This is a genomic window from Pseudomonas sp. FBCC-B1667 (assembly GCF_059133255.1).
Genome location: NZ_CP101437.1, coordinates 6,309,603 through 6,332,894, shown reverse-complemented (window position 1 = coordinate 6,332,894; position 23,292 = coordinate 6,309,603). Strand labels below are relative to the sequence as shown.

17 protein-coding genes are annotated in these 23,292 nt (G+C 59.7%); 12 read left to right on the top strand and 5 right to left on the bottom strand.

Annotated features, from left to right (window positions below):
* Window positions 1–34: 34 nt before the first annotated feature.
* From NL116_RS29285 to NL116_RS29255, 7 genes are all read left to right on the top strand, one after another.
* Window positions 35–928: a hypothetical protein gene (locus NL116_RS29285; protein WP_494375097.1), complete on the top strand. Its 894-nt coding sequence runs from the start codon at window positions 35–37 to the stop codon at window positions 926–928.
* Window positions 929–947: 19 nt separating this feature from the next.
* Window positions 948–1,394, top strand: a complete 447-nt coding sequence (rplI, locus tag NL116_RS29280; protein WP_003197251.1) for a 50S ribosomal protein L9 — start codon at window positions 948–950, stop codon at window positions 1,392–1,394.
* 122 nt (window positions 1,395–1,516) lie between these two features.
* A complete protein-coding gene (dnaB, locus tag NL116_RS29275; protein ID WP_007947521.1) occupies window positions 1,517–2,911 on the top strand; it encodes a replicative DNA helicase in 1,395 nt (464 codons plus the stop codon).
* A 182-nt stretch (window positions 2,912–3,093) separates the two neighbouring features.
* A complete protein-coding gene (locus NL116_RS29270) occupies window positions 3,094–5,397 on the top strand; it encodes a YgiQ family radical SAM protein (RefSeq protein WP_494375096.1) in 2,304 nt (767 codons plus the stop codon).
* Window positions 5,398–5,739: 342 nt separating this feature from the next.
* Window positions 5,740–9,015, top strand: coding sequence for a transglutaminase family protein (locus NL116_RS29265; protein ID WP_494375095.1), 3,276 nt, complete (start codon window positions 5,740–5,742; stop codon window positions 9,013–9,015).
* Window positions 9,016–9,103: 88 nt separating this feature from the next.
* Window positions 9,104–11,590 (top strand): circularly permuted type 2 ATP-grasp protein, encoded by a 2,487-nt coding sequence (locus tag NL116_RS29260; protein WP_494375094.1) that lies wholly within the window; start codon window positions 9,104–9,106, stop codon window positions 11,588–11,590.
* Window positions 11,590–12,480, top strand: coding sequence for a transglutaminase family protein (locus NL116_RS29255; protein ID WP_494375093.1), 891 nt, complete (start codon window positions 11,590–11,592; stop codon window positions 12,478–12,480). The genes NL116_RS29260 and NL116_RS29255 overlap by 1 nt, the downstream gene beginning before the upstream one ends.
* A 224-nt stretch (window positions 12,481–12,704) precedes the next feature.
* Here NL116_RS29255 and NL116_RS29250 read toward each other — a convergent pair whose 3' ends face one another.
* Both NL116_RS29250 and NL116_RS29245 read right to left on the bottom strand, forming a co-directional pair.
* The gene (locus NL116_RS29250) at window positions 12,705–12,893 is read right to left on the bottom strand and encodes a hypothetical protein (protein WP_007947526.1); all 189 of its coding nucleotides are present in this window, start codon (window positions 12,891–12,893) and stop codon (window positions 12,705–12,707) included.
* A gap of 68 nt (window positions 12,894–12,961) precedes the next feature.
* Entirely contained in the window at window positions 12,962–13,549 is a 588-nt protein-coding gene (locus NL116_RS29245) for a cytokinin riboside 5'-monophosphate phosphoribohydrolase (RefSeq protein WP_494375092.1), read from the bottom strand.
* 344 nt (window positions 13,550–13,893) lie between these two features.
* Here NL116_RS29245 and azu point away from each other — a divergent pair, with 344 nt between their 5' ends.
* Window positions 13,894–14,340 carry an azurin gene (gene azu / locus NL116_RS29240; protein ID WP_494375091.1) on the top strand — a complete coding sequence of 149 codons (447 nt, stop codon included), beginning with the start codon at window positions 13,894–13,896 and terminating at the stop codon, window positions 14,338–14,340.
* 191 nt (window positions 14,341–14,531) lie between these two features.
* Here azu and nadE read toward each other — a convergent pair whose 3' ends face one another.
* From nadE to NL116_RS29225, 3 genes are all read right to left on the bottom strand, one after another.
* Entirely contained in the window at window positions 14,532–15,359 is an 828-nt protein-coding gene (nadE, locus tag NL116_RS29235) for an NAD(+) synthase (protein WP_494375090.1), read from the bottom strand.
* A gap of 4 nt (window positions 15,360–15,363) precedes the next feature.
* Window positions 15,364–16,590: a nicotinate phosphoribosyltransferase gene (gene pncB / locus NL116_RS29230; RefSeq protein WP_494375089.1), complete on the bottom strand. Its 1,227-nt coding sequence runs from the start codon at window positions 16,588–16,590 to the stop codon at window positions 15,364–15,366.
* A gap of 99 nt (window positions 16,591–16,689) precedes the next feature.
* Window positions 16,690–17,601: a LysR family transcriptional regulator gene (locus NL116_RS29225; RefSeq protein WP_494375088.1), complete on the bottom strand. Its 912-nt coding sequence runs from the start codon at window positions 17,599–17,601 to the stop codon at window positions 16,690–16,692.
* Window positions 17,602–17,776: 175 nt separating this feature from the next.
* Here NL116_RS29225 and amaB point away from each other — a divergent pair, with 175 nt between their 5' ends.
* The 4 genes from amaB to NL116_RS29205 all read left to right on the top strand — a co-directional run bounded on the left by amaB (window position 17,777) and on the right by NL116_RS29205 (window position 23,292).
* A complete protein-coding gene (gene amaB / locus NL116_RS29220) occupies window positions 17,777–19,267 on the top strand; it encodes an L-piperidine-6-carboxylate dehydrogenase (protein WP_494375087.1) in 1,491 nt (496 codons plus the stop codon).
* 158 nt (window positions 19,268–19,425) lie between these two features.
* Window positions 19,426–20,709: an L-pipecolate oxidase gene (gene amaA, locus NL116_RS29215; RefSeq protein ID WP_494375086.1), complete on the top strand. Its 1,284-nt coding sequence runs from the start codon at window positions 19,426–19,428 to the stop codon at window positions 20,707–20,709.
* 362 nt (window positions 20,710–21,071) lie between these two features.
* Window positions 21,072–22,205 carry an ABC transporter substrate-binding protein gene (locus tag NL116_RS29210; RefSeq protein WP_494375085.1) on the top strand — a complete coding sequence of 378 codons (1,134 nt, stop codon included), beginning with the start codon at window positions 21,072–21,074 and terminating at the stop codon, window positions 22,203–22,205.
* Between the two features lie 172 nt (window positions 22,206–22,377).
* Window positions 22,378–23,292: an ABC transporter permease subunit gene (locus tag NL116_RS29205; protein ID WP_105340454.1), complete on the top strand. Its 915-nt coding sequence runs from the start codon at window positions 22,378–22,380 to the stop codon at window positions 23,290–23,292.

Genomic DNA, 23,292 nt, shown 5'->3' with positions numbered 1-23,292 from the left:
CCGGGCAGTCGACACGTAGCAAAGGATTGAATGTATGCGCGCCATAGCTGAGTTCATCATGCGCGGCCGCATGCAGGCCACTCTCGTAGTGGCTGGATGCGTAACATTGCCGTTGTTGTATTGGTTGGGTGCTGCCGCGGGATGCCTTGTGCTTCTGCGGCGCGGATTGAAGGACGCCCTTGGCGTTCTTGCCCTGGGAATGCTGCCGGCGTTGATCTGGTGGCTCTACTCGGATGACCCTCGGGCGCTTCTGGTGCTGTTGGGTTCTTCGAGCCTTGCGTTGGTTTTGCGCGCAAGCGAATCCTGGGACCGCGTGCTGCTGGTCAGCATAGCGATGGGAGTGGTGTTTTCAGTGGTGCTGGGGGCGACGTTTGGTCCCCAAATCGAGATGCTGGCGCAGGCTTTGATAAAAGTCATGCCGTCGCTACTCGGTGATGTCTACGAGAAGTTGTCGGTAGACGAGCAAGCGCATTTTGCGTCCCTGATTGCACCGGTCCTGACCGGCCTGATTGCGGCCTTGTTGCAAATCGTCAGTGTGCTGAGCCTGCTTGTCGGGCGCTACTGGCAGGCGTTGTTGTACAACCCGGGTGGTTTTGGTCGCGAGTTTCGCGCCATCCGATTCCCGCTTTTGCCGGCGATGTTGCTGCTGGCGTGCATGCTTCTGGGGCCGAACATCGGTCCGCAGATGGCCATGTTAACGCCGTTGTGCAGCGTACCGCTGGTGTTCGCCGGGCTGGCCCTGATTCACGGGCTGGTGGCGCAGAAGCGACTGGCCAGGTTCTGGCTGGTGGGGTTGTACGTCACGCTGTTGCTGTTCATGCAGCTGATCTATCCGTTGCTGGTGGTCTTGGCCATCGTCGACAGCCTGATTGATTTTCGCGGTCGTTCGGCACCGAAAGATGCCGATAACGCGAACGGTGAAGGTTAAAAGTTAAGAGGATTTTCACATGCAACTGATCCTTCTGGAAAAAGTCACCAACCTGGGCAACCTGGGTGACAAAGTGAACGTTAAGGCTGGTTACGGTCGTAACTACCTGCTGCCTTACGGCAAAGCTACCGCTGCGACCGCTGCCAACCTGGCTGCGTTCGAAGAGCGTCGCGCTGAGCTGGAAAAAGCCGCAGCAGACCGTAAAACTTCGGCTGAAAGCCGTGCCGCCCAACTGGCTGAGCTGGAAGTGACTATCACTGCCACCGCCGGTGACGAAGGCAAGCTGTTCGGTTCGATCGGCACTCACGACATCGCTGATGCACTGACCGCCTCTGGCGTTGAAGTTGCAAAAAGCGAAGTTCGTCTGCCGAACGGCACCATCCGCAACGTAGGCGAATTCGACGTAGCCGTGCACCTGCACGCTGAAGTTGAAGCCACCGTACGCGTTGTCGTGGTAGCAGCTTAAGTAGTACTTGTCGGCTGGCACCCTTGGGTGCTTGCCGGTAACATCGGGCACGATCCTGTTTACAGGTCGTGCCCTTTGTCTTTCTGCAGTTCCTGATTTTCACACACTCAATTCAAGTGGCCATGAACGATATCTCCGCACCCGAGCAATACGATCTGCAAACCGCTTCCCTGAAGGTGCCGCCGCACTCCATCGAGGCCGAACAGGCCGTGCTCGGTGGTTTGATGCTGGACAACAACGCCTGGGAACGCGTGCTCGATCAAGTGTCGGATGGCGATTTCTATCGACATGACCACCGTCTGATCTTCCGCGCGATCGCCAAGCTTGCCGACCAGAATTCCCCGATCGACGTCGTGACCCTTGCCGAGCAATTGGACAAGGAAGGCCAGACCTCGCAAGTCGGTGGTCTCGGTTACCTTGGCGAATTGGCGAAAAACACGCCGTCCGTTGCCAACATCAAGGCTTATGCACAGATCGTTCGTGCCCGGGCGACGTTGCGCCAGCTGATCGGCATCGCCACCGAGATTGCCGACAGCGCCTTTAACCCGGAAGGCCGCACGGCTGAAGAGATTCTCGACGAAGCTGAGCGGCAGATCTTCCAGATCGCCGAGGCCCGGCCAAAAACCGGCGGCCCGGTGAGCGTGAATGACCTGCTGACCAAAGCCATCGACCGCATCGACACCCTGTTCAACACCGACAACGCCATCACCGGCCTTTCCACCGGCTACACCGACCTCGATGAGAAAACCAGCGGCCTGCAGCCGTCCGACCTGATCATCGTCGCCGGCCGTCCGTCCATGGGTAAAACCACCTTTGCGATGAACCTGGTGGAAAACGCCGTCTTGCGCAGCGACAAGTGCGTGCTGGTTTACTCGCTCGAAATGCCAGGTGAATCGCTGATCATGCGTATGTTGTCGTCGCTGGGTCGTATCGACCAGACCAAGGTCCGTGCTGGCCGCCTGGACGACGACGATTGGCCGCGCCTGACCTCGGCGGTCAATCTGCTCAACGACCGCAAGCTGTTCATTGACGATACGGCCGGTATCAGTCCGTCGGAGATGCGTGCGCGGACCCGTCGATTGGTGCGCGAACACGGCGACGTCGCCCTGATCATGATCGACTACCTGCAATTGATGCAGATTCCAGGTTCCGGCGGTGACAACCGGACCAACGAAATTTCCGAGATCTCCCGTTCCTTGAAGGCCCTGGCCAAGGAATTCAACTGCCCGGTGGTGGCGCTGTCCCAGCTCAACCGCTCCCTGGAACAACGACCGAACAAACGCCCGATCAACTCCGACCTCCGGGAATCCGGAGCGATCGAGCAGGATGCTGACGTGATCATGTTCGTGTACCGGGATGAGGTTTATCACCCGGAAACCGAGCACAAAGGCATCGCTGAGATCATCATCGGCAAGCAGCGGAACGGTCCAATCGGTACGTCACGACTGGCGTTCATCGGCAAGTACACCCGCTTCGAGAACCTGGCGCCGGGCAGCTACAACTTCGACGACGAGTAAAAACCTGTGGGAGCGAGCTTTTGGGGTGAGGGGGCAAGCCCCCCTCACCACAGGGGGTCTGCTTTGCCTCAGGGGCCTTGCGCAACGAGCCTCCGACATTTCCGACCATAGCCGTCGGAATTGGTTATTTTTTGTGCTATATTCCGCGCCCGCGATTTTTCATCTCAACACCGGTCATCGTCATGCAAACAGCCAAGCCGTTATTTGACTATCCCAAGTACTGGGCCGAATGTTTCGGTCCAGCGCCATTCCTGCCGATGAGCAGGGAGGAGATGGATCAGCTTGGCTGGGATTCCTGCGACATCATCATCGTCACCGGTGATGCGTACGTTGACCATCCGTCGTTCGGCATGGCGATCATCGGCCGGCTGCTGGAGTCGCAAGGCTTCCGCGTCGGGATCATTGCCCAGCCAAACTGGCAGTCCAAAGACGACTTCATGAAGCTCGGCGAGCCGAACCTGTTCTTCGGTGTCGCGGCCGGCAACATGGACTCGATGATCAACCGTTACACCGCCGACAAGAAAATCCGTTCCGATGACGCCTACACCCCCGGTGGCCTGGCGGGCAAACGGCCGGACCGTGCGAGCCTGGTTTACAGCCAGCGCTGCAAGGAAGCCTACAATCACGTGCCGATCGTGCTTGGTGGCATCGAAGCTTCCCTGCGCCGTATCGCTCACTATGATTACTGGCAGGACCGGGTGCGCAACTCGATCCTGATCGACGCCTGCGCCGACATCCTGCTCTACGGCAATGCCGAGCGTGCGATTGTCGAAGTCGCCCAGCGTCTGTCCTACGGTCACAAGATCGAAGACATCACCGACGTGCGCGGCACCGCATTCATCCGTCGTGACACGCCGAAAGACTGGTACGAAGTCGATTCCACGCGCATCGACCGTCCGGGCAAGGTCGACAAGATCATCAACCCGTACGTGAACACCCAGGACACCCAGGCCTGCGCCATCGAGCAGGAAAAAGGTCCGGTTGAAGATCCGGAAGAAGCCAAGGTCGTACAAATCCTCGCCAGCCCGAAGATGACTCGCGACAAAACCGTGATTCGTCTGCCGTCGGTTGAAAAGGTTCGGGGCGACGCTGTTCTTTACGCTCACGCCAACCGCGTGCTTCACCTTGAAACCAACCCGGGCAACGCCCGCGCCCTGGTGCAGAAGCACGGCGAAGTCGACGTCTGGTTCAACCCGCCGCCGATTCCGATGACCACTGAAGAAATGGACTACGTGTTCGGCATGCCGTATGCGCGCATTCCGCACCCGGCGTATGGCAAGGAAAAAATCCCGGCCTACGACATGATCCGTTTCTCGGTGAATATCATGCGTGGCTGCTTCGGCGGCTGCACCTTCTGTTCGATCACCGAGCACGAAGGCCGGATCATCCAGAACCGTTCCGAAGAGTCGATCATTCGCGAGATCGAAGAGATCCGCGACAAGGTCCCTGGCTTCACCGGCGTCATTTCCGACCTCGGCGGCCCGACCGCGAACATGTACCGCATCGCCTGCAAGAGCCCGGAAATCGAATCCGCGTGCCGCAAGCCTTCGTGCGTATTCCCCGGTATCTGCCCGAATCTGAACACCGACCATTCGTCGTTGATTCAGCTGTACCGCAGTGCTCGTGCCTTGCCGGGCGTGAAGAAGATTCTGATTGCTTCCGGCCTGCGCTATGACCTCGCGGTAGAGTCGCCGGAATACGTCAAGGAGCTGGTGACCCACCACGTCGGTGGTTACCTGAAGATCGCCCCGGAACACACCGAGGAAGGTCCGCTCAACCAGATGATGAAACCGGGCATCGGCAGCTATGACAAGTTCAAGCGCATGTTCGAGAAGTACTCCAAGGAAGCCGGGAAAGAGCAGTACCTGATTCCGTACTTCATCGCCGCCCACCCGGGCACCACCGACGAAGACATGATGAACCTGGCCCTGTGGCTCAAGGGCAACGGCTTCCGCGCCGATCAGGTGCAGGCGTTCTACCCGTCGCCGATGGCCACCGCCACCGCGATGTACCACTCGGGCAAAAACCCGCTGCGTAAGGTCACTTACAAGAGCGATGCCGTGACCATCGTCAAGAGCGAAGAGCAGCGTCGCCTGCACAAAGCGTTCTTGCGCTATCACGACCCGAAAGGCTGGCCGATGCTGCGTGAAGCGTTGACCCGCATGGGCCGCGCCGACCTGATCGGGCCGGGCAAGAACCAGTTGATCCCACTGCATCAGCCGGCGACTGACAGCTACCAAAGCGCCCGTCGCAAGAACTCGACACCGGCCGGCAGTCACAAGGTTGCAGGGGAAAAGACCACCAAGATCCTGACCCAGCACACCGGCCTGCCGCCGCGTGCCAGCGATGGCGGTAACCCGTGGGACAAGCGCGAACAGGCCAAGGCGGCGGCGTTCGCCCGCAACCAGCAGGCGGCCAAGGAACGTAAGGACGCGGCCAAAGGCAAAGGCCCTAAGCCTGCGCGCAAGCCGGTTGTACCGCGCTAAGCCTCGCTTGAGCTGAACAGAACGCCAACCTTCGGGTTGGCGTTTTGCGTTTCTGAGCCGGTGATCATGGGTGGCGAGGGAGCTTGCTCCCGTTCGGCTGCGCGTCAGTCGTCTGCTTTGAGGGCCGCTTCGCGCCCCAACGGGAGCAAGCTCCCTCGCCACAAAGACTGCGTACATCCGCTTCCTCGCAACATTTGCGTGCAACTGCCCCCAACCAATTTCCCGCATCGCCCGATTTTGGTGCTGTACTGCGTCAAGCAAATGGAGAAAGCGCCAGCGGTGCCGTGATGGCATAAGTCTTGCGCGCTTTCGAGAACGCTTAGGGCTCGCAGGAGGCACGCCGTGTCGATTCATGTCGCATTGCACCACGTCACGCATTACCGCTACGACCGCGCCGTCGAGCTCGGTCCGCAGATCGTTCGCCTGCGCCCGGCCGCCCACAGTCGCACGCGGATACTCTCCTATGCGCTGAAAGTCTCGCCCGAGCAGCATTTCATCAACTGGCAGCAGGACCCCCAGGGCAATTACCTGGCGCGGCTGGTGTTCCCGGAGAAAACCGATGAGCTGCGGATCGAGGTCGATCTGCTCGCGGAAATGGCCGTCTTCAATCCCTTCGACTTCTTCCTCGAGCCCTACGCGGAAAAAATCCCGTTTGCCTACGCCGCCGACGAGCGCAAAGAGTTGGCGCCGTACCTGGAAACCCTGCCCCTGACGCCGAAGTTCAAGGCCTATCTGGACGGCATCGACCGCACGCCGCTGCCCAGCGTGGATTTCCTCGTCGCGCTCAACCAGCGCTTGAGCGAAGACATCGGTTACCTGATCCGCATGGAACCGGGCGTGCAGACGCCCGAGCACACCCTCGAACACGCCTCCGGTTCCTGTCGCGACTCGGCCTGGTTGCTGGTGCAACTGCTGCGCAACCTCGGACTGGCCGCGCGCTTCGTCTCCGGTTACCTGATCCAGTTGACCGCCGACGTCAAAAGCCTCGACGGTCCATCCGGCACTGACGTGGATTTCACCGACCTGCATGCCTGGTGCGAAGTCTATTTGCCCGGTGCCGGCTGGATAGGCCTGGACGCGACCTCAGGGCTGTTTGCTGGCGAGGGCCACATTCCGTTGGCGTGCAGCCCCGATCCGGGCTCAGCGGCGCCGATCAGCGGCCTGGTGGAACCTTGCGAGTGCGAGTTCACCCACGAAATGTCCGTGGAACGGATTTGGGAGGCGCCTCGCGTCACCAAGCCCTACACCGACGATCAGTGGCAGGCGATCCAGGCGCTGGGCCGGCAGATCGATGCCGACCTGCTGGAAGAAGATGTGCGCCTGACCATGGGCGGCGAGCCGACTTTTGTTTCCATCGATGACCCGGACGGTGCCGAATGGAATACCGCAGCGCTTGGCCCGGACAAGCGTCGACTGTCCGCCGAGCTGTTCCAGCGTATGCGCAAACACTACGCGCCCAAGGGGCTGGTGCATTTCGGCCAGGGCAAGTGGTACCCCGGCGAGCAACTGCCGCGTTGGTCATTGAATTGCTACTGGCGTCGCGATGGCGTGCCGATCTGGCACAACAGCGCGCTGATCGCCGATGAGCAGGAAGCTTACGGCGCCGACGGCGCACTGGCTGGGCGTTTTCTGTCGAGTGTCGCCGAACGGCTGAAGATTCCCACACGCTTCGTGTTCCCGGCCTACGAAGACAATTTCTATTACCTCTGGCGCGAAGGCACATTGCCGCAAAACGTCAGCGCCGAAGACTCACGTCTGGAAGAACCGCTGGAGCGTGCGCGCCTGCGTAAAGTCTTCAGCCAGGGGCTGGATAAAGTCATCGGCCAGGTCCTGCCGCTGGCGCGCACCGCCAAGGGGGATCAATGGCAAAGCGGTCGCTGGTACCTGCGTGACGAGCATTGCCGGCTGGTGCCGGGGGATTCGCCGCTGGGTTATCGCCTGCCGCTCGGCTCGCAGCCTTGGGTGAAAGCGGCCGAGTATCCGTTCATTCATCCCAACGATCCGAATCAGGAATACCCCGCGCTTCCCGACACCATGGCGTTGAACAGTCCGGGCGTGCCGGCGGAAGCGGTTGAGCGCGAACCAAAAATCGACGAGTCTGCCGACTGGCTGACGCGTACCGCGTTCTGCGCCGAAGCCCGGGAAGGGCGGTTGTACCTGTTCATGCCGCCGCTGGAGCGGGTCGAGGACTATCTGGAACTGGTCACCGCCATCGAAGCCACTGCCGAAGAACTGCATTGCCCGGTGTTGCTGGAAGGCTATGAACCGCCTAGCGATCCACGCCTGAGCAACTTCCGAATTACCCCGGATCCAGGCGTAATCGAGGTTAACGTGCAACCGTCTGCGACGTGGGACGAGTTGGTCGAACGCACCGAGTTCCTGTACGAAGAAGCGCGCCAGACCCGACTGACCACCGAAAAATTCATGATCGACGGCCGGCACACCGGAACGGGCGGCGGAAACCATTTCGTGCTCGGTGGCGCGACCCCGGCCGACTCGCCGTTTCTGCGCCGTCCCGACCTGCTGCGCAGCCTGATCAGCTACTGGCATAACCACCCGTCGCTGTCCTACCTGTTTTCCGGATTGTTCATCGGCCCGACGTCCCAGGCGCCGCGAGTCGACGAAGCGCGCAATGATGCGTTGTATGAACTGGAAATCGCCTTCGCCCAAATGCCTGAACCGGGTGAGGAATGCGCGCCATGGCTGGTGGACCGGCTGCTGCGCAACTTGCTGATCGACGTGACCGGCAACACCCACCGCGCCGAATTCTGCATCGACAAACTGTATTCCCCTGACGGCGCTACCGGCCGCCTGGGCCTGCTCGAATTGCGTGCTTTTGAAATGCCACCCCATGCGCGCATGAGCCTGGCCCAGCAATTGTTGCTGCGGGCGCTGGTCGCGCGGTTCTGGCGCGAGCCTTATGCACCGCCGAAGCTGGCGCGATGGGGCACGGAGTTGCATGACCGCTTCCTGTTGCCGCACTTCATCGAGCAGGACTTCGCTGACGTCATTGTCGATCTCAACGCGGCCGGTTATCCGGTGCGGGCCGAGTGGTTCGCTGCGCATCTGGAGTTCCGTTTTCCCAAGGTCGGCGATTACGCGGTCAGCGGCATCGAGCTGCAATTGCGTCAGGCGCTGGAGCCGTGGCATGTGCTGGGCGAGGAGGGCGCGGTCGGCGGCACGGTGCGGTATGTGGATTCGTCGCTGGAGCGCTTGCAAGTCAAGCTCACGGGCCTGCCACCACAACGTTATCTGCTGACTTGCAATGGCATTCCGGTGCCGTTGCAACCCACCGGGCGGGTTGGCGAGTTTGTCGCTGGCGTGCGTTTTCGCGCCTGGCAACCGGCCAATTGTTTGCAACCGACCATCCCGGTCCACGCGCCGTTGGTGTTCGACCTGCTCGACACCTGGATGCAACGTTCGCTGGGAGGCTGCCAATACCACGTCGCCCATCCGGGTGGCCGCAACTACGACAGTTTGCCGGTGAACGCCAATGAGGCCGAGAGCCGGCGAATGGCGCGTTTTTTCCGCATCGGACACACGCCGGGAAAACTGCCTGTACCGGCTCTGGAAATCAACGACGAGCTGCCGATGACGCTCGATTTACGACGTTTCTAAGTCGTACGCGACGCTCGGATCTTTCGTCTATCCGGGCGTCATGAGCGTGCGTTAGTCTGACCGTTCTTTGCTGTCTGCCGAGCTTTCCATGCCTGACCTGCTTGACCGCTACCCGCTGACGGCGGGCACTTATCACGAACTGCTCGACGACAGCGGCGCCGTACGCCCGCACTGGCGCCGGCTGATCGACCAATTGCAACGCAGCACGCCTTCGCAATTGGTGCAGCGTCAGGCCTTGCTGACCCGGCAGATCCAGGAAAACGGCGTGACCTACAACGTCTACGCCGACCCCAAGGGCGCGGATCGGCCATGGGAACTGGACTTGTTGCCGCATGTGATTGCTGCGGATGAGTGGGCGCAGTTGTCAGCGGGGATCGCTCAACGGGCGCGCCTGTTGAATGCGGTGCTGGCGGACCTGTACGGCCCGCAACGCTTGATCGCCGAAGGCCTGCTGCCGGCAGAGCTGGTGTTCGGTCACAACAACTTCCTCTGGCCCTGTCAGGGCATTGCGCCGCCCGAAGGGGCTTTTCTGCATCTGTACGCCGTCGATCTGGCGCGCACGCCCGATGGCCGCTGGTGGGTCACCGCAGACCGGACTCAGGCGCCCTCCGGCGCCGGTTATGCCCTGGAAAACCGCACCATCGTCTCGCGAGCGTTTCCCGAGTTGTATCGCGATTTGAGGGTGCAGCATCTGGCCGGGTTCTTCCGCACGCTTCAGGAAACCCTGGCTCGGCAAGCCCCCCGCGATGACGAAGCGCCGCTGATCGTTTTGCTGACGCCCGGACGCTTCAACGAAAGCTATTTCGAACACCTGTATCTGGCGCGACAGCTCGGTTACCCGCTGGTGGAGGGCGGCGACCTCACGGTGCGCGATGCCACGGTCTACCTGAAAACCCTGAGCGGCTTGCGTCGGGTTCACGCGATCATGCGCCGGCTCGATGATGACTTCTGCGATCCGCTGGAACTGCGCACCGATTCCGCATTGGGTGTGCCGGGGTTGCTCGAAGCCGTGCGACAAGGGCGGGTGCTGGTGGCCAATGCTCTCGGCAGCGGCGTGCTTGAGTCGCCGGGGCTGCTGGGCTTTCTGCCGAAGATCAATCAGTTTCTGTTCGGCGAAGAACTTATCCTGCCGTCCATCGCGACCTGGTGGTGCGGCGAGGCGCCGGTGTTGGCTCAAGCGCTGGAAAAATTGCCGGAGTTGCTAATCAAACCGGCCTTCCCGTCGCAAAGCTTCGCGCCGGTGTTCGGTCGTGATCTGAGTGAAAAACAGCGTCAGGCCCTGTCCGAGCGCATGCAGGCGCGACCTTACGCCTATGTTGCGCAAGAAATGGCTCAGTTGTCGCAAGCGCCAATCTGGCAGGCCGAGGACGGTCAACTGCAACCGCGTGCCATCGGCATGCGCGTCTACGCCGTGGCCAGCCATGATGGCTACCGGGTTTTACCGGGCGGCCTGACTCGCGTTGCGGCCGAGGCAGACGCCGAAGTGGTGTCGATGCAGCGCGGCGGTGCAAGCAAGGACACATGGGTACTGGGGGATCGTCCGCCCAGTGGCGAGCAATGGAAAACCCAGCGCACGATCGGTGTGCATGACCTGGTTCGGCGCGACCCTTATTTGCCCTCGCGTGTGGTGGAAAACCTGTTCTGGTTCGGCCGCTATTGCGAGCGTTGTGATGACAGCGCACGACTGCTGCGAATCGTGCTGGCGCGCTACGTGGATGGCGATGATCCGCAAGCCTTGCAGGCGGCCGTCAACCTCGGGGAACGTCTGAACCTGTTACCTGATGAAGGCGAGTTGCCAGAGCGCTTGTTGGCCGCGTTACTCGGTGACGACTGGCCATTTAGCCTGCGTTCCAATCTGCAACGCTTGCAGTGGGCGGCCTCGCAAGTGCGCGGCAAGCTTTCGCGGGAAAACTGGCAGGCGCTGGTGGAGTTGCAGCGCGAAGCCATGGAACTGGAAACTGAAGAACCGGATTTCGGTGAGTTGCTGGATTTTCTCAACCGCCTGGTGATGTCGCTGGCGGCGTTGTCAGGTTTCGCCCTCGACGACATGACTCGCGACGAAGGCTGGCGTTTTCTGATGATCGGCCGACGGATCGAGCGCCTGCAATTTCTCAGCGCCAGCCTGGCGGCGTTTTTACGCGGGGCCGGGGCTTTCGATCAGGCCGGGCTGGAATGGCTGCTGGAATTGGGCAACAGCAGCATCACCTACCGCTCGCGGTATCTGGCGGTGGCGCAATTGCTGCCGGTGCTCGACTTGTTGCTGCTCGATGAGCAAAACCCCCACGCCGTGCTCTTCCAGTTGAAGCTGGTGACGCGAACGCTGAAGCGTTTGAATGATGACTTTGGCGTGCCACGGGAAGCCGGTTTGCCGCTGTTGGTGGAACGGCTGGCGCAGTTTGATCTGGGCTGCCTGGAAAACGCCTTGTTCGGTGAAGCCAGCGTTCGCGCAGCACTCGTTGGGCTGGCCGATTTGCTGCAAGAGATTGCCGACGCCAGTGGCCAAGTGTCGGATCGCCTGGCCCTGCGCCATTTCGCCCATGTCGATGATGTCAGCCAGCGTACGGTGTCCGTCTGATGAGTGCTCACTACCAGATTTTCCACGACACCCATTATCACTATGACAGCCCGGTGTCTTTGGCCCAGCAGCTCGCTCATCTCTGGCCGCGGCCCTGCGCCTGGCAACGCTGCACCGATCGACAATTGCAGATCAGTCCCGACCCGACCACGCGCCGGGATGAGCTGGATGTGTTTGGCAATCCGCTCACGCGCCTGGCCTTCGAGCGCCCGCACGATGAATTGCTGGTCAATGCCAGCCTGACCGTCGAGGTCCTGCCCCGGCCCGCGCTGGATTTCAATCACTCGCCGCCCTGGGAGGCCACCCGCAATGCGTTGACCTACAGCAGCCAGCCGCTGTCCCCGGACATTCTGGAAGCCTGTCGATATCGGTTCGAATCGCCTTACGTGCATTTGAAACGCAATTTTGTGCAGTTTTCCGAGAGCTGCTTTCCAGCGGGGCGACCGTTGTTGTGGGGCGTTCAGGCACTGATGGAGAAAATTTTCAGCGAATTCACTTTTGACGCCGAAGCGACCCAAGTGGCGACGCCGTTGGTGGAAGTGCTGGAGCGCCGACGCGGGGTCTGCCAGGACTTCGCCCACCTGATGCTCGCATGCGTACGTTCCCGTGGTCTGGCCGCGCGCTACATCAGCGGTTACCTGCTGACTCAGCCGCCGCCGGGCCAGCCGCGATTGATCGGCGCTGACGCTTCCCACGCCTGGGTCTCGGTGTTTTGCCCGGTGCTGGGCTGGGTCGATTTCGACCCGACCAACAACGTTCAGCCGGCACTCGAACACATCACCCTGGCCTGGGGCCGGGATTTCTCCGATGTCTCGCCGTTGCGTGGGGTGATTCTGGGGGGCGGCAATCACGACCCGGAGGTCCGCGTCACCGTGATGCCACTGGAGTAACGCAGATCCCCTGTAGGCGTGAGCCTGCTCGCGATAGCGGTGGCACATTCAACATTTATTTATCTGACACACCGCAATCGCGAGCAGGCTCACGCCTACACGGGACTGTGTGTGTTCTTTGGATTGGGGTATTTCAGAGGCGGGCTGTGAGGGTCAGCAAAAGAAACTGCTGACCCTGGACACAGATCCGGTGGGCCTGATCAGATCATCCGGCCCTGAGGGTCTCAGGCGTCGGGCGCCTGATCTTTCGGTGCTTCCGTTTCGTCTGTAGCCACTTCGCCTTCGGCATCCGGGTTCAGTGCTGCTGCTTCTTCTTCAGCTGTAGCTTTCTTGCGCTGAAGCTTTTCCTCTTTCTTCTGCTCCTTGGCCAAGTCTCTCTGACGTTTGGCGAAGGAATAATTAGGTTTAGCCATGGGCGATCCTCTGGGGTCGAAGGTGAGGTTGAGCGGCGCATATTCTGCCCTGTATCGGTGCCGAGCCGTTAGCTGGGTTTTTGATCGGTCCATTTTGGCAGGACCGACGGTTGCCAGGCGTCCAGGGCATCGAGCAGGGTTTGCGGTGATTCGCTCACTTGCAGCATGTCACGGTGCGGTGCGCGAACGAAGCCTTCGCCGACGATATGATCAAGAAAACCGGTCAATTTGCTGTAGAAACCGTTCACTTCCAGCAGGCCGAGCGGCTTGTGGTGATAGCCGAGCTGGCCCCAGGTCCAGACTTCGAACAGTTCTTCCAGCGTGCCGAGTCCACCGGGCAGCGCGATAAACGCGTCGCTGAGTTCGGCCATCCGCGCCTTGCGCGCATGCATGCCGTCGACCACTTCCAGGCGCGTCAGGCCGCTGTGGCCGATTTCCTTGTCCTTGAGGCTTTGCGGGATGATCCCGATCACTACACCGCCGGCCGCCAGTGCAGCATCAGCAACAACCCCCATCAGGCCGACGGCGCCACCGCCATAGACCAGGGTCAAGTTGCGTTTAGCCAAGGCTCGTCCCAAGGCAACCGCTGCTTCACGGTAGGCTGGGTGGGTGCCGGTGCTGGCGCCGCAAAAAACACAAACAGACTTCAAAGACATGCCTTGCTCCAGGGTCAGGATGACCACAGAGTAAAGGCAGCTCAGCTACGCTCCAAGGGTTAAACCTCGCGCTGAGGTGTTTCATAAGTGCCGCTGGCGCCACAGGCGTAAGCGGCAAGCAAACTGCACAACAGGCTATTCAAGGACATGACAGGCGCTCCCGGTAGAAGATGATGGCCCGATGATAGGGGCGTGCCAGACGCTTGGCTGGTAGATTGTTTCGATAGGTGTCATAGCGCTAAAGTTGTATACAATTTTTGATTCAGGTCATAGGAACTTGCTACGTTTTCAGGCAGTCTTCTGTCCATTCGCACTTTTCGTTAACCCTGCCTTGGAGATTCACCATGTTTGCCAAACTTGTTGCGGTATCCCTGCTGACGCTGGCCAGCAGTCAATTGATGGCTGCAGAGTGCAAGGTCACCGTCGACTCCACTGACCAGATGTCCTTCGACACCAAGGACATCACGATCGACAAGAGCTGCAAGACCTTCACCGTGGATCTGAAGCACTCCGGCAGCTTGCCGAAGAACGTCATGGGCCATAACTGGGTGCTCAGTAAAACAGCTGACATGCAGCCGATCGCCACCGACGGCATGGCGGCCGGCATTGAAAAGAACTATCTGAAAGAAGGTGATGCACGCATCATCGCTCACACCAAAGTCATCGGCGCTGGCGAAACGGATTCGGTGACCTTCGATGTGTCGAAGCTGGCGGCTGGCGAAAGCTACGGTTTCTTTTGCTCGTTCCCGGGCCACATCTCGATGATGAAAGGCACGGTTACCCTGAAGTAATCGAATCGAGCTCATAAAAAAAGCGTCCACTTGGGACGCTTTTTTTGTGCCTGACGTTTGATCGAGTCATCGTTCATCGCGGGCAAGCCACGCTCCCACAGGATTTGCGTCTTGCCCCTTACCGGCGTCCGACGTGAACCCTGTGGGAGCCTGGCTTGCCAGCGATGGCGTCCGTAAGAACGCCACGTGAATCAAGGCGCAAACGGCATCACCCGCTTGTGATGAGTTTTCTTGTAAGTCTCACAAATGATCTTGAACGCTTCCTCACGCACCGGCTCACCGTGCAGGAACGCATCAATCTCGGCATAGGTCACGCCGTGGGACGCTTCGTCCGGCTTACCCGGCGACAGGTCTTCCAGGTCGGCCGTCGGGATTTTCTCTACCAGAGATTCCGGCGCCCCGAAGCTGCGGGCAATGTTGCGAACCTGATTCTTCACCAGACCGCTCAACGGTGCCAGGTCGCAGGCGCCGTCACCGAACTTGGTGAAGAAACCCATCACCGCTTCCGCCGCGTGGTCAGTGCCGATCACCAGGCCCTGGGCCGCGCCAGCGATGGTGTACTGAGCGACCATGCGCATGCGCGCCTTGGTGTTGCCGAGAACGAAATCCACCGACACCGCGTGCTTGCCTTCAAAGGCAGCGACTTCATTGGCCAGGGATTTGACCGCCGGACCGATATTCACGGTGTGGCGCTCGTCCGGGGCGATGAAGTCCACCGAAGCCTGGGCGTCGTGTTCATCGAACTGAGTCTCGTACGGCAAACGCACCGCGATGAATTTGTAACTCTTGTCGCCGGTGCGCTGACGCAGTTCGCGCATCGCGCGTTGGGCCAGCAGGCCAGCGGTCAGGGAGTCGACGCCACCGCTGATGCCCAGCACCAGGGTCTTGAGCCCGGAATTGACCAGGCAATCCTGAATGAAACTCACCCGCCGGACGACTTCTGCCTCAAGGGCGGCCTCGTCGGCAAACGGTGGTTGAACCTTGAGCTGCTCAGCAATCTCACGCTGTACGGCTTGCATGAATTCACTCCTTGCTAGATGTGCTTGAAAGGGCGGCAGGTACTTGGAAAACGTGTCGCAAATAGGCGACGAAGTTCGGGTCTTTGCAGTGAGTCTTGCCAGGCTCATCAGAAATCTTTGCCACGGGCTGGCCGTCGCAGGCCGTCATTTTAAGCACGATGCTCATCGGTTCGACACCCGGAATATCACAGGTCAGGTGAGTGCCGATGCCAAAGCTGACATTGATCCGACCCCGCAGCGCGCGGAATATCTCCAGCGACTTGGGCAGGGTCAGGCTATCGGAGAATGTCAGCGTCTTGCTCATCGGGTCGATGCCGAGCTTGTGATAGTGGGCGATGGCTTTTTCCGCCCATACCACCGGATCACCCGAATCGTGGCGCAGACCGTCGAAAAGTTTGGCGAAAAACAGGTCGAAATCACCGAGGAAAGCATCCATGGTGATGCAGTCAGTCAGGGCGATCCCCAGCAGGCCACGGTACTCGCGCACCCAGCAGTCGAGCGCGGCGATTTGACTGTCGATCAGCCGCGGCCCCAGTTGCTGGTGGGCCATGATCCATTCGTGGGCCATGGTGCCCAATGGTTTCATGTCCAGCTCCCGGGACAGGTGCACATTGCTGGTGCCAACGAAGCGCCCGGGAAAGTCGTGCTTGAGCACGTTCACCACTTCTTCCTGCACACGGTATGAAAAGCGACGCCGCGTGCCGAAATCGGCGACCTGCAACTCGGACAATTCGTCGCTGCTGGCGTTGGCGGTCAGCCAGTCGAACTTGCGGTACAGCTGTTCGCGCGCCTGTTCCAGGACGATTTCCCGGTAGCGATAGCGGTTGCGCACTTCACTGACAATCGCCAGCAGTGGTACTTCGAACAGAATCACATGCAGCCACGGCCCGCGCAGACGGATGAACAGCTCGCCGTTTTCGATGCCGGTGTGGATGTAACGCAGGTTGAAGCGAAACAGTCCTAGAAATCGCAGGAAGTCCGGCTTCAGAAAACTGATGCGCTCCAGAAAACTCAACTGATCAGCGCTCAGGCTCAGCTCCGCCAGACGCTCGATCTGGAAACGGATCTCCGCCAGGTACGGGCGTAAATCCTCACTGTTGCGGCAACGAAACTCCCATTCGACTTCGACGTTAGGGTAGTTATGCAGCACCGCCTGCATCATCGTCAGTTTGTAGAAGTCGGTGTCGAGCAGGTTCTGCACGATGCGATCGCCAAACACGCTCTCGCTCATAACGGGGTTCTCCGCATTGAATGGGGATAGTGGCGCATATCACCGGTAAAGATTGCCAGTGATTTTTTGGACAACGCAGATCCCTGTAGGGGTGAGGTTTTAGATTTTCGGTGCATCCGGGCTATCTATCTGCTCCAGCATCCATTTCACAAAATCCCGCACCTTGGGCACTTCCGCCGAATGTTCGGGATACGCCAGGTAATAGGCATCCGTGCTCGGCATCGCGTGTTTCCAGGGGATGACCAGTTTGCCGTCGGCCAATTCCTCTTCCACCAAAAATCTGGGCAACAGCGCCACGCCGCAGCCGACCTGGGCGGCTCGGATGCACATGTAGAAGGTCTCAAAGCGTGGGCCGTGGTAGCTGTGCTCGGTATGGTAGCCCTGACTGTCGAACCAGTCGTGCCAGGCCTGCGGGCGGGATGCGTTTTGCAGCAGGACCAGATCGGTGAGTTGCGTCGGGTCGGTGAACGGCTTGTCGGGAAGGCTGCCCGGTGCGCAAACCGGCACCAGTTCCTCGCCAAACAGCTTCAGGCATTCGGTGCCGGGCCGTGAGCCCTGGCCGAAGTAGAACGCCAGGTCGCTGCGACCTTGCAATAAATCATCGGCTTCCTGCTCGCTGCACAGGTCCAGATGGATCGACGGATGGCGCAGGCGCCAGCCTTTCAGACGGGGTACGAGCCAGCGTGCGCCAAAAGTCGGGGGCGTCGAGACGCGCAAGACTTCGGTTTCACCGCCGTAGGAGCGCAAGTAATGGGTCGACATCTCGACCTGGGTGAGGATTTTTCTGACTTCGACCAGGTACAAATCACCGGCCGGGGTCATTTGCAGGCGTCGGCGCACGCGGCGGAACAACAAGTGCTGCAACAATTCTTCCAGTTGCGCGACCTGTTTACTGACCGCGCTCTGGGTCAGGTTCAGCTCTTCGGCGGCCCGGGTGAAGCTCAAATGCCGGGTCACGGCCTCGAAACACTGCAGTGCTGTGATCGATGGCAGGTAACGTTTATTCAGCATGGGTAGTCCTTTTTCTTGTTTCTTTCTTACCAGCAATTCGCAGCATGAATAAACGGAATGATATCTCTCTTAAAGGTCGTTTGTTGGGTAACCTCCGGGGAGCTAAAACTACAGGTCTGATCAGCCGTGATTTTTCCGGCTGCACCCTTTGTGTTTTTCGCTTGAGGAGTCACCCATGGTTGCCGCATTGCTTGATCGTCTTGGTGTAAACCCGGCCCTGTACCAGAACGGCAAAGTGCCGGTGCATTCGCCGATCGATGGCAGCCAGATTGCTGCCGTGAACTGGGAAGGCGCTGCTGAAGTCGAGCAGCACATCAGTCGTGCCGATCATGCGTTCGAATTGTGGCGCAAGGTCCCGGCGCCGCGCCGTGGCGAACTGGTGCGCCAACTGGGCGACATCCTGCGCGAATACAAGGCCGACCTCGGCGAGCTGGTCTCCTGGGAAGCCGGCAAGATTACTCAGGAAGGCCTGGGCGAAGTTCAGGAAATGATCGACATCTGCGATTTCGCCGTCGGCCTGTCCCGTCAGCTGTACGGTTTGACCATCGCTTCCGAGCGTCCTGGCCACCACATGCGCGAAACCTGGCACCCGCTGGGCGTTGTCGGCGTCATCAGTGCGTTCAACTTCCCGGTTGCGGTCTGGGCCTGGAACACCACGCTGGCGCTGGTTTGCGGCAACCCGGTGATCTGGAAACCGTCCGAGAAAACCCCGCTGACCGCGCTGGCCTGCCAGGCGCTGTTCGATCGAGTGCTGAAAAACTTCAGCGATGCACCGCCGCACCTGAGCCAAGTGATCATCGGCGGCCGCGACGCCGGCGAAGCACTGGTCGATGACCCGCGTGTCGCACTGATCAGCGCCACCGGCAGCACCCGCATGGGCCGCGAAGTGGCTCCGAAAATCGCCGCGCGTTTCGCTCGCAGCATTCTCGAACTGGGCGGCAATAACGCGATGATCCTCGGCCCAAGCGCCGACCTGGACATGGCCGTTCGCGCCATCCTGTTCAGCGCCGTCGGCACTGCCGGCCAGCGTTGCACCACCCTGCGTCGTCTGATTGCGCACGAATCGGTGAAGGAAGAAATCGTCACCCGCCTGAAAGCTGCGTACTCCAAAGTGCGCATCGGCCATCCGCTGGAAGGCAATCTGATCGGTCCACTGATCGACAAACAAAGTTTCGACAACATGCAGGACGCGCTGGAGCAGGCCTTGAGCGAAGGCGGCCGTGTATTCGGCGGCAAGCGCCAACTGGAAGACAAATTCCCTAACGCTTACTACGTCGCCCCGGCCATTGTTGAAATGCCGGAGCAAAGCGATGTGGTGTGCCACGAAACCTTCGCGCCGATTTTGTACGTAATCGGTTACAAGGATTTCGACGAAGCCCTGCGCCTGAACAACGCCGTGCCACAAGGCCTGTCGTCGTGCATCTTCACCACCGACGTGCGTGAAGCCGAGCAATTCATGTCGGCGGTCGGCAGCGACTGCGGCATCGCCAACGTCAACATTGGCCCGAGCGGTGCCGAAATCGGTGGCGCGTTTGGGGGCGAAAAAGAAACCGGCGGAGGTCGTGAATCGGGCTCCGATGCATGGCGCGGCTACATGCGTCGCCAGACCAACACCGTGAACTACTCGCTGGAATTGCCGTTGGCTCAAGGGATCACGTTCGATTAAACACAGTTCTTGAACCCAGGAGATCTAATGTGGGAGCGGGCTTGCTCGCGAAGGCGATCTTCCAGTGACATAGATGCTGGAAGTGCCGACGCCTTCGCGAGCAAGCCCGCTCCCACACTTGAATGGTGTGTTGGTTAGGTTTCTGTTGGAGTCTGGCAATGCCGTTACGCGAAGAGTGTCTGTGGGAAAAACTGACGCCGCAAAGGCCCGACAACGCGGCGCTCAAGGGTGAAGTGACAGTCGATGTCTGCGTCATCGGTGCCGGGTTCACCGGTTTGTCGGCGGCTGTTCATCTGCTGGAACAAGGTAAGTCGGTGTGTGTGCTGGAAGCTCATCGCGCGGGCCATGGCGGTTCGGGGCGCAATGTCGGCCTGGTCAACGCCGGCATGTGGATTCCACCGGACGACATCGAAGCCGGATTCGGCGAAGCGGTAGGCAGCCAGCTCAACCGCATGCTTGGCGCGGCACCGTCCCTGGTGTTCAGCCTTGTGGACAAATACAACATCGATTGCCAGTTACGCCGCGAAGGCACGCTGCACATGGCGCACAACGCCCGTGGCGAGGCGGATTTGCGCAGTCGTGAAGAACAGTGGAAACGTCGCGGCGCTCCGGTCGAGCTGTTGACCGGCCAGGCCTGCGAGGAAGCGACGGGCACCAGGAAAATCGCCGCTGCGTTGCTTGATCGTCGTGCCGGGACCCTCAATCCGATGGCCTATACCACCGGGCTGGCCAAAGCGGCCATCAGCCTCGGCGGTCAGCTGTTCGATCATTCCCCGGTTACCCGGCTCGAACGTCAGGGCCAGCGCTGGTCTGTGCAAACCGCTCAGGGCTCGGTCATGGCTGAGAAAGTCGTCATCGCCTCCAACGCTTACACCGAAGGCGACTGGACTGAGCTGCGGAAGAACTTCTTCCCCGGTTACTACTATCAGGTCGCTTCAGTCCCGCTGACCGAAGCCGCCGCGCAACAGATTTTGCCTGGCGGACAGGGTTCGTGGGACACCCGGCAGGTGCTCAGCAGTATTCGTCGCGACAAGGATGGGCGTCTGCTGCTAGGCAGTCTCGGTAATGGCAATCAGAAGCCGGCCTGGTTCCTGAAAGCATGGGCTGACCGTGTTCAACAGCATTATTTCCCCTACCTCAAACCGGTGGAGTGGGAATGCACCTGGACCGGGTGCATTGCGTTTACACCCGATCATTTGATGCGTCTGTTCGAGCCAGCGCCTGGGCTAGTGGCAGTGACTGGTTACAACGGCCGGGGCGTAACCACGGGGACAGTCGTCGGCAAAGCCTTTGCCGATTATTTGTGTAACGGAAATCCTCAAGCATTGCCGATTCCGTTCGCACCGATGCAGCCCCTGGCGGGAGTAGGGTTGCGCAGTCGCCTGTATGAAGCTGGTTTCTCGCTGTATCACGCAGGCCAGTGCTTGCGGATCGTTATCTGATGGTTGAAATTTGTTGCTGGAAGCGGCGCTTTTCAGCGCAGCGACTAGCCTGTAATGGTGCGGGTTGTAGCAGTCCCGCACCAGCAGTGTGCACTTCGGTGACGCACGTTGTTACAGGCTGGTTGCACGTCGTTTGATGCCGCGGTTGCAATGATGGCGCATGAGGGTTGCGCCTTTAAAAATAAACGGTTTCACCTTCCGCGGTTTAGACGGTTGCACGCCCAATGAAAATGGGATCGAAACAGTCGAAAAACAATAAGGCAGCGACTTTTTTCAGAATAAAAAACCGATGGCACGGCACTTGCTCTGAGCATTCAGAGAAGTCGAAGTGCCAACTAAAAAAAACCTTGGAGCACCACCTCATGTCCCAGACGTTTTACAAGAAAGGCTTTCTGGCCCTCGCAGTGGCTACTGCGTTGGGTGTTTCTGCGTTTGCTCAAGCTGATGTGAAAATCGGTGTAGCGGGTCCAATGACGGGCGCCAACGCGGCATTTGGCGAGCAGTACATGAAGGGTGCACAGGCTGCAGCCGACGCAATCAACGCATCGGGCGGCGTTAACGGGGAAAAAATCGTACTGGTGAAGGGCGATGACGCCTGCGAACCGAAACAGGCTGTGACGGTCGCCAAGGACCTGACCAACCAGAAAGTGGCTGGCGTGGTCGGTCACTTCTGCTCCTCGTCGACCATCCCGGCCTCCGAGATCTACGACGAAGCAGGCATTATCGTAATGACTCCAGGTTCCACCAACCCGGCCGTTACCGAGCGCGGTCTGAGCGCCATGTTCCGTATGTGCGGGCGTGACGACCAGCAAGGCATCGTGGCTGGCGACTACATCGTCGACGTGCTCAAGGGCAAGAAAGTTGCGGTCATCCACGACAAGGACACCTACGGCCAAGGCCTGGCTGACGCCACCAAGGCTCAGTTGATCAAGCGTGGCGTGACTCCGGTCATTTACGAAGGCCTGACCCGTGGCGAAAAAGACTTCAGCGCCCTGGTCACCAAAATTCGCGCTGCTGGCGCCGACGTCGTTTACTTCGGCGGTCTGCACCCGGAAGCCGGTCCATTGGTCAAACAACTGCGTACCGAAGGCCTGAAAGACGTGAAATTCATGTCTGATGACGGCATCGTGACCGACGAACTGGTGACCACCGCCGGTGGCGCACAATACGTTGACGGCGTGCTGATGACCTTTGGCGCCGACCCGCGCCTGCTGCCTGACAGCAAGACCGTGGTAGACGCTTTCCGCAAGGCCGGTACCGAGCCTGAAGGTTACACCCTCTACGCTTACGCAACAGTCCAGGCATTGGCTGCTGGCTTCAATGGCGCCAAGTCCAACAAGGGTGAAGAAGCCGCCAAATGGCTGAAAGCACACCCGGTCAAAACCGTAATGGGCGAGAAGACCTGGGACGCCAAGGGCGACCTGAAAGTCTCCGACTACGTGGTTTACGAGTGGGACAAGGACGGCAAATACCACCAACTGGAAAAACAGAAGTGATATGAATTGCTGATCTGCCCGGTGCCTGGTGCACCGGACAGATCAATCAACATGTCCGTGCAGTACCTGTCTTTTCTCGTAGAGCTGCACACAACCGTGTTGCGCCGGCGGCTGAACCCCGGTCCGTTGCAACCCGCTTCTGTGCAGTCTCTCAAATGCGTGAGATTGCGTTATGGATGGTATTTTCCTGCAGCAACTGGTCAACGGCCTGACCCTCGGGTCGGTCTATGGCCTGATCGCCATCGGCTACACAATGGTCTATGGCATCATCGGCATGATCAACTTCGCCCACGGCGAGGTTTACATGATTTCTGCTTACCTGGCGGCAATCAGTCTGGCTCTGCTGGCTTACTTCGGTATTGAATCCTTCCCTCTGCTGATGCTCGGCACACTGGTCTTCACCATCGTCGTCACGGCGGTGTATGGCTGGGTCATCGAGCGCGTTGCCTATAAACCGCTACGCAACTCCACTCGATTGGCACCGTTGATCAGTGCCATCGGTATTTCCCTGATTCTGCAAAACTATGCACAGATCGCCCAGGGTGCCCGTCAACAGGGCGTTCCGACGCTTTTGACCGGTGCATGGCGCGTTGAAGTCGGCAGCGGCTTCGTCCAGCTGACTTACACCAAGATATTCATTCTGGTCGCCGCGTTTGTCGGGATGGGCCTGCTGACCTATGTCATCAAGTACACCAAGCTCGGCCGCATGTGCCGCGCGACCCAGCAAGACCGAAAAATGGCCTCGATCCTGGGGATCAACACCGATCGGGTGATTTCCTACGTCTTCATCATCGGTGCAGCGATGGCGGCCCTGGCCGGCGTACTGATCACCATGAACTACGGCACGTTCGACTTCTACGCAGGTTTCGTCATCGGCATCAAAGCGTTCACTGCAGCGGTACTTGGCGGGATCGGCTCGCTGCCTGGCGCGATGCTCGGCGGGATCATTCTCGGGATCTCGGAGTCGCTGTTCTCTGGTCTGGTGAACTCGGACTACAAAGACGTTTTCAGCTTCTCGCTGCTCGTTCTCGTTCTGGTCTTTCGGCCTCAAGGCTTGCTCGGCCGTCCTCTTGTGTCGAAGGTGTAA

Bases quoted from the DNA above. Each gene is read 5' to 3' on its own strand.
- NL116_RS29285 (WP_494375097.1), top strand. From the start codon at position 35: ATGCGCGCCATAGCTGAGTTCATCATGCGCGGCCGCATGCAGGCCACT.
- rplI (WP_003197251.1), top strand. From the start codon at position 948: ATGCAACTGATCCTTCTGGAAAAAGTCACCAACCTGGGCAACCTGGGT.
- dnaB (WP_007947521.1), top strand. From the start codon at position 1,517: ATGAACGATATCTCCGCACCCGAGCAATACGATCTGCAAACCGCTTCC.
- NL116_RS29270 (WP_494375096.1), top strand. From the start codon at position 3,094: ATGCAAACAGCCAAGCCGTTATTTGACTATCCCAAGTACTGGGCCGAA.
- NL116_RS29260 (WP_494375094.1), top strand. From the start codon at position 9,104: ATGCCTGACCTGCTTGACCGCTACCCGCTGACGGCGGGCACTTATCAC.
- NL116_RS29255 (WP_494375093.1), top strand. From the start codon at position 11,590: ATGAGTGCTCACTACCAGATTTTCCACGACACCCATTATCACTATGAC.
- NL116_RS29250 (WP_007947526.1), bottom strand. From the start codon at position 12,893: ATGGCTAAACCTAATTATTCCTTCGCCAAACGTCAGAGAGACTTGGCC.
- NL116_RS29245 (WP_494375092.1), bottom strand. From the start codon at position 13,549: ATGTCTTTGAAGTCTGTTTGTGTTTTTTGCGGCGCCAGCACCGGCACC.
- azu (WP_494375091.1), top strand. From the start codon at position 13,894: ATGTTTGCCAAACTTGTTGCGGTATCCCTGCTGACGCTGGCCAGCAGT.
- nadE (WP_494375090.1), bottom strand. From the start codon at position 15,359: ATGCAAGCCGTACAGCGTGAGATTGCTGAGCAGCTCAAGGTTCAACCA.
- pncB (WP_494375089.1), bottom strand. From the start codon at position 16,590: ATGAGCGAGAGCGTGTTTGGCGATCGCATCGTGCAGAACCTGCTCGAC.
- NL116_RS29225 (WP_494375088.1), bottom strand. From the start codon at position 17,601: ATGCTGAATAAACGTTACCTGCCATCGATCACAGCACTGCAGTGTTTC.
- amaB (WP_494375087.1), top strand. From the start codon at position 17,777: ATGGTTGCCGCATTGCTTGATCGTCTTGGTGTAAACCCGGCCCTGTAC.
- amaA (WP_494375086.1), top strand. From the start codon at position 19,426: ATGCCGTTACGCGAAGAGTGTCTGTGGGAAAAACTGACGCCGCAAAGG.
- NL116_RS29210 (WP_494375085.1), top strand. From the start codon at position 21,072: ATGTCCCAGACGTTTTACAAGAAAGGCTTTCTGGCCCTCGCAGTGGCT.
- NL116_RS29205 (WP_105340454.1), top strand. From the start codon at position 22,378: ATGGATGGTATTTTCCTGCAGCAACTGGTCAACGGCCTGACCCTCGGG.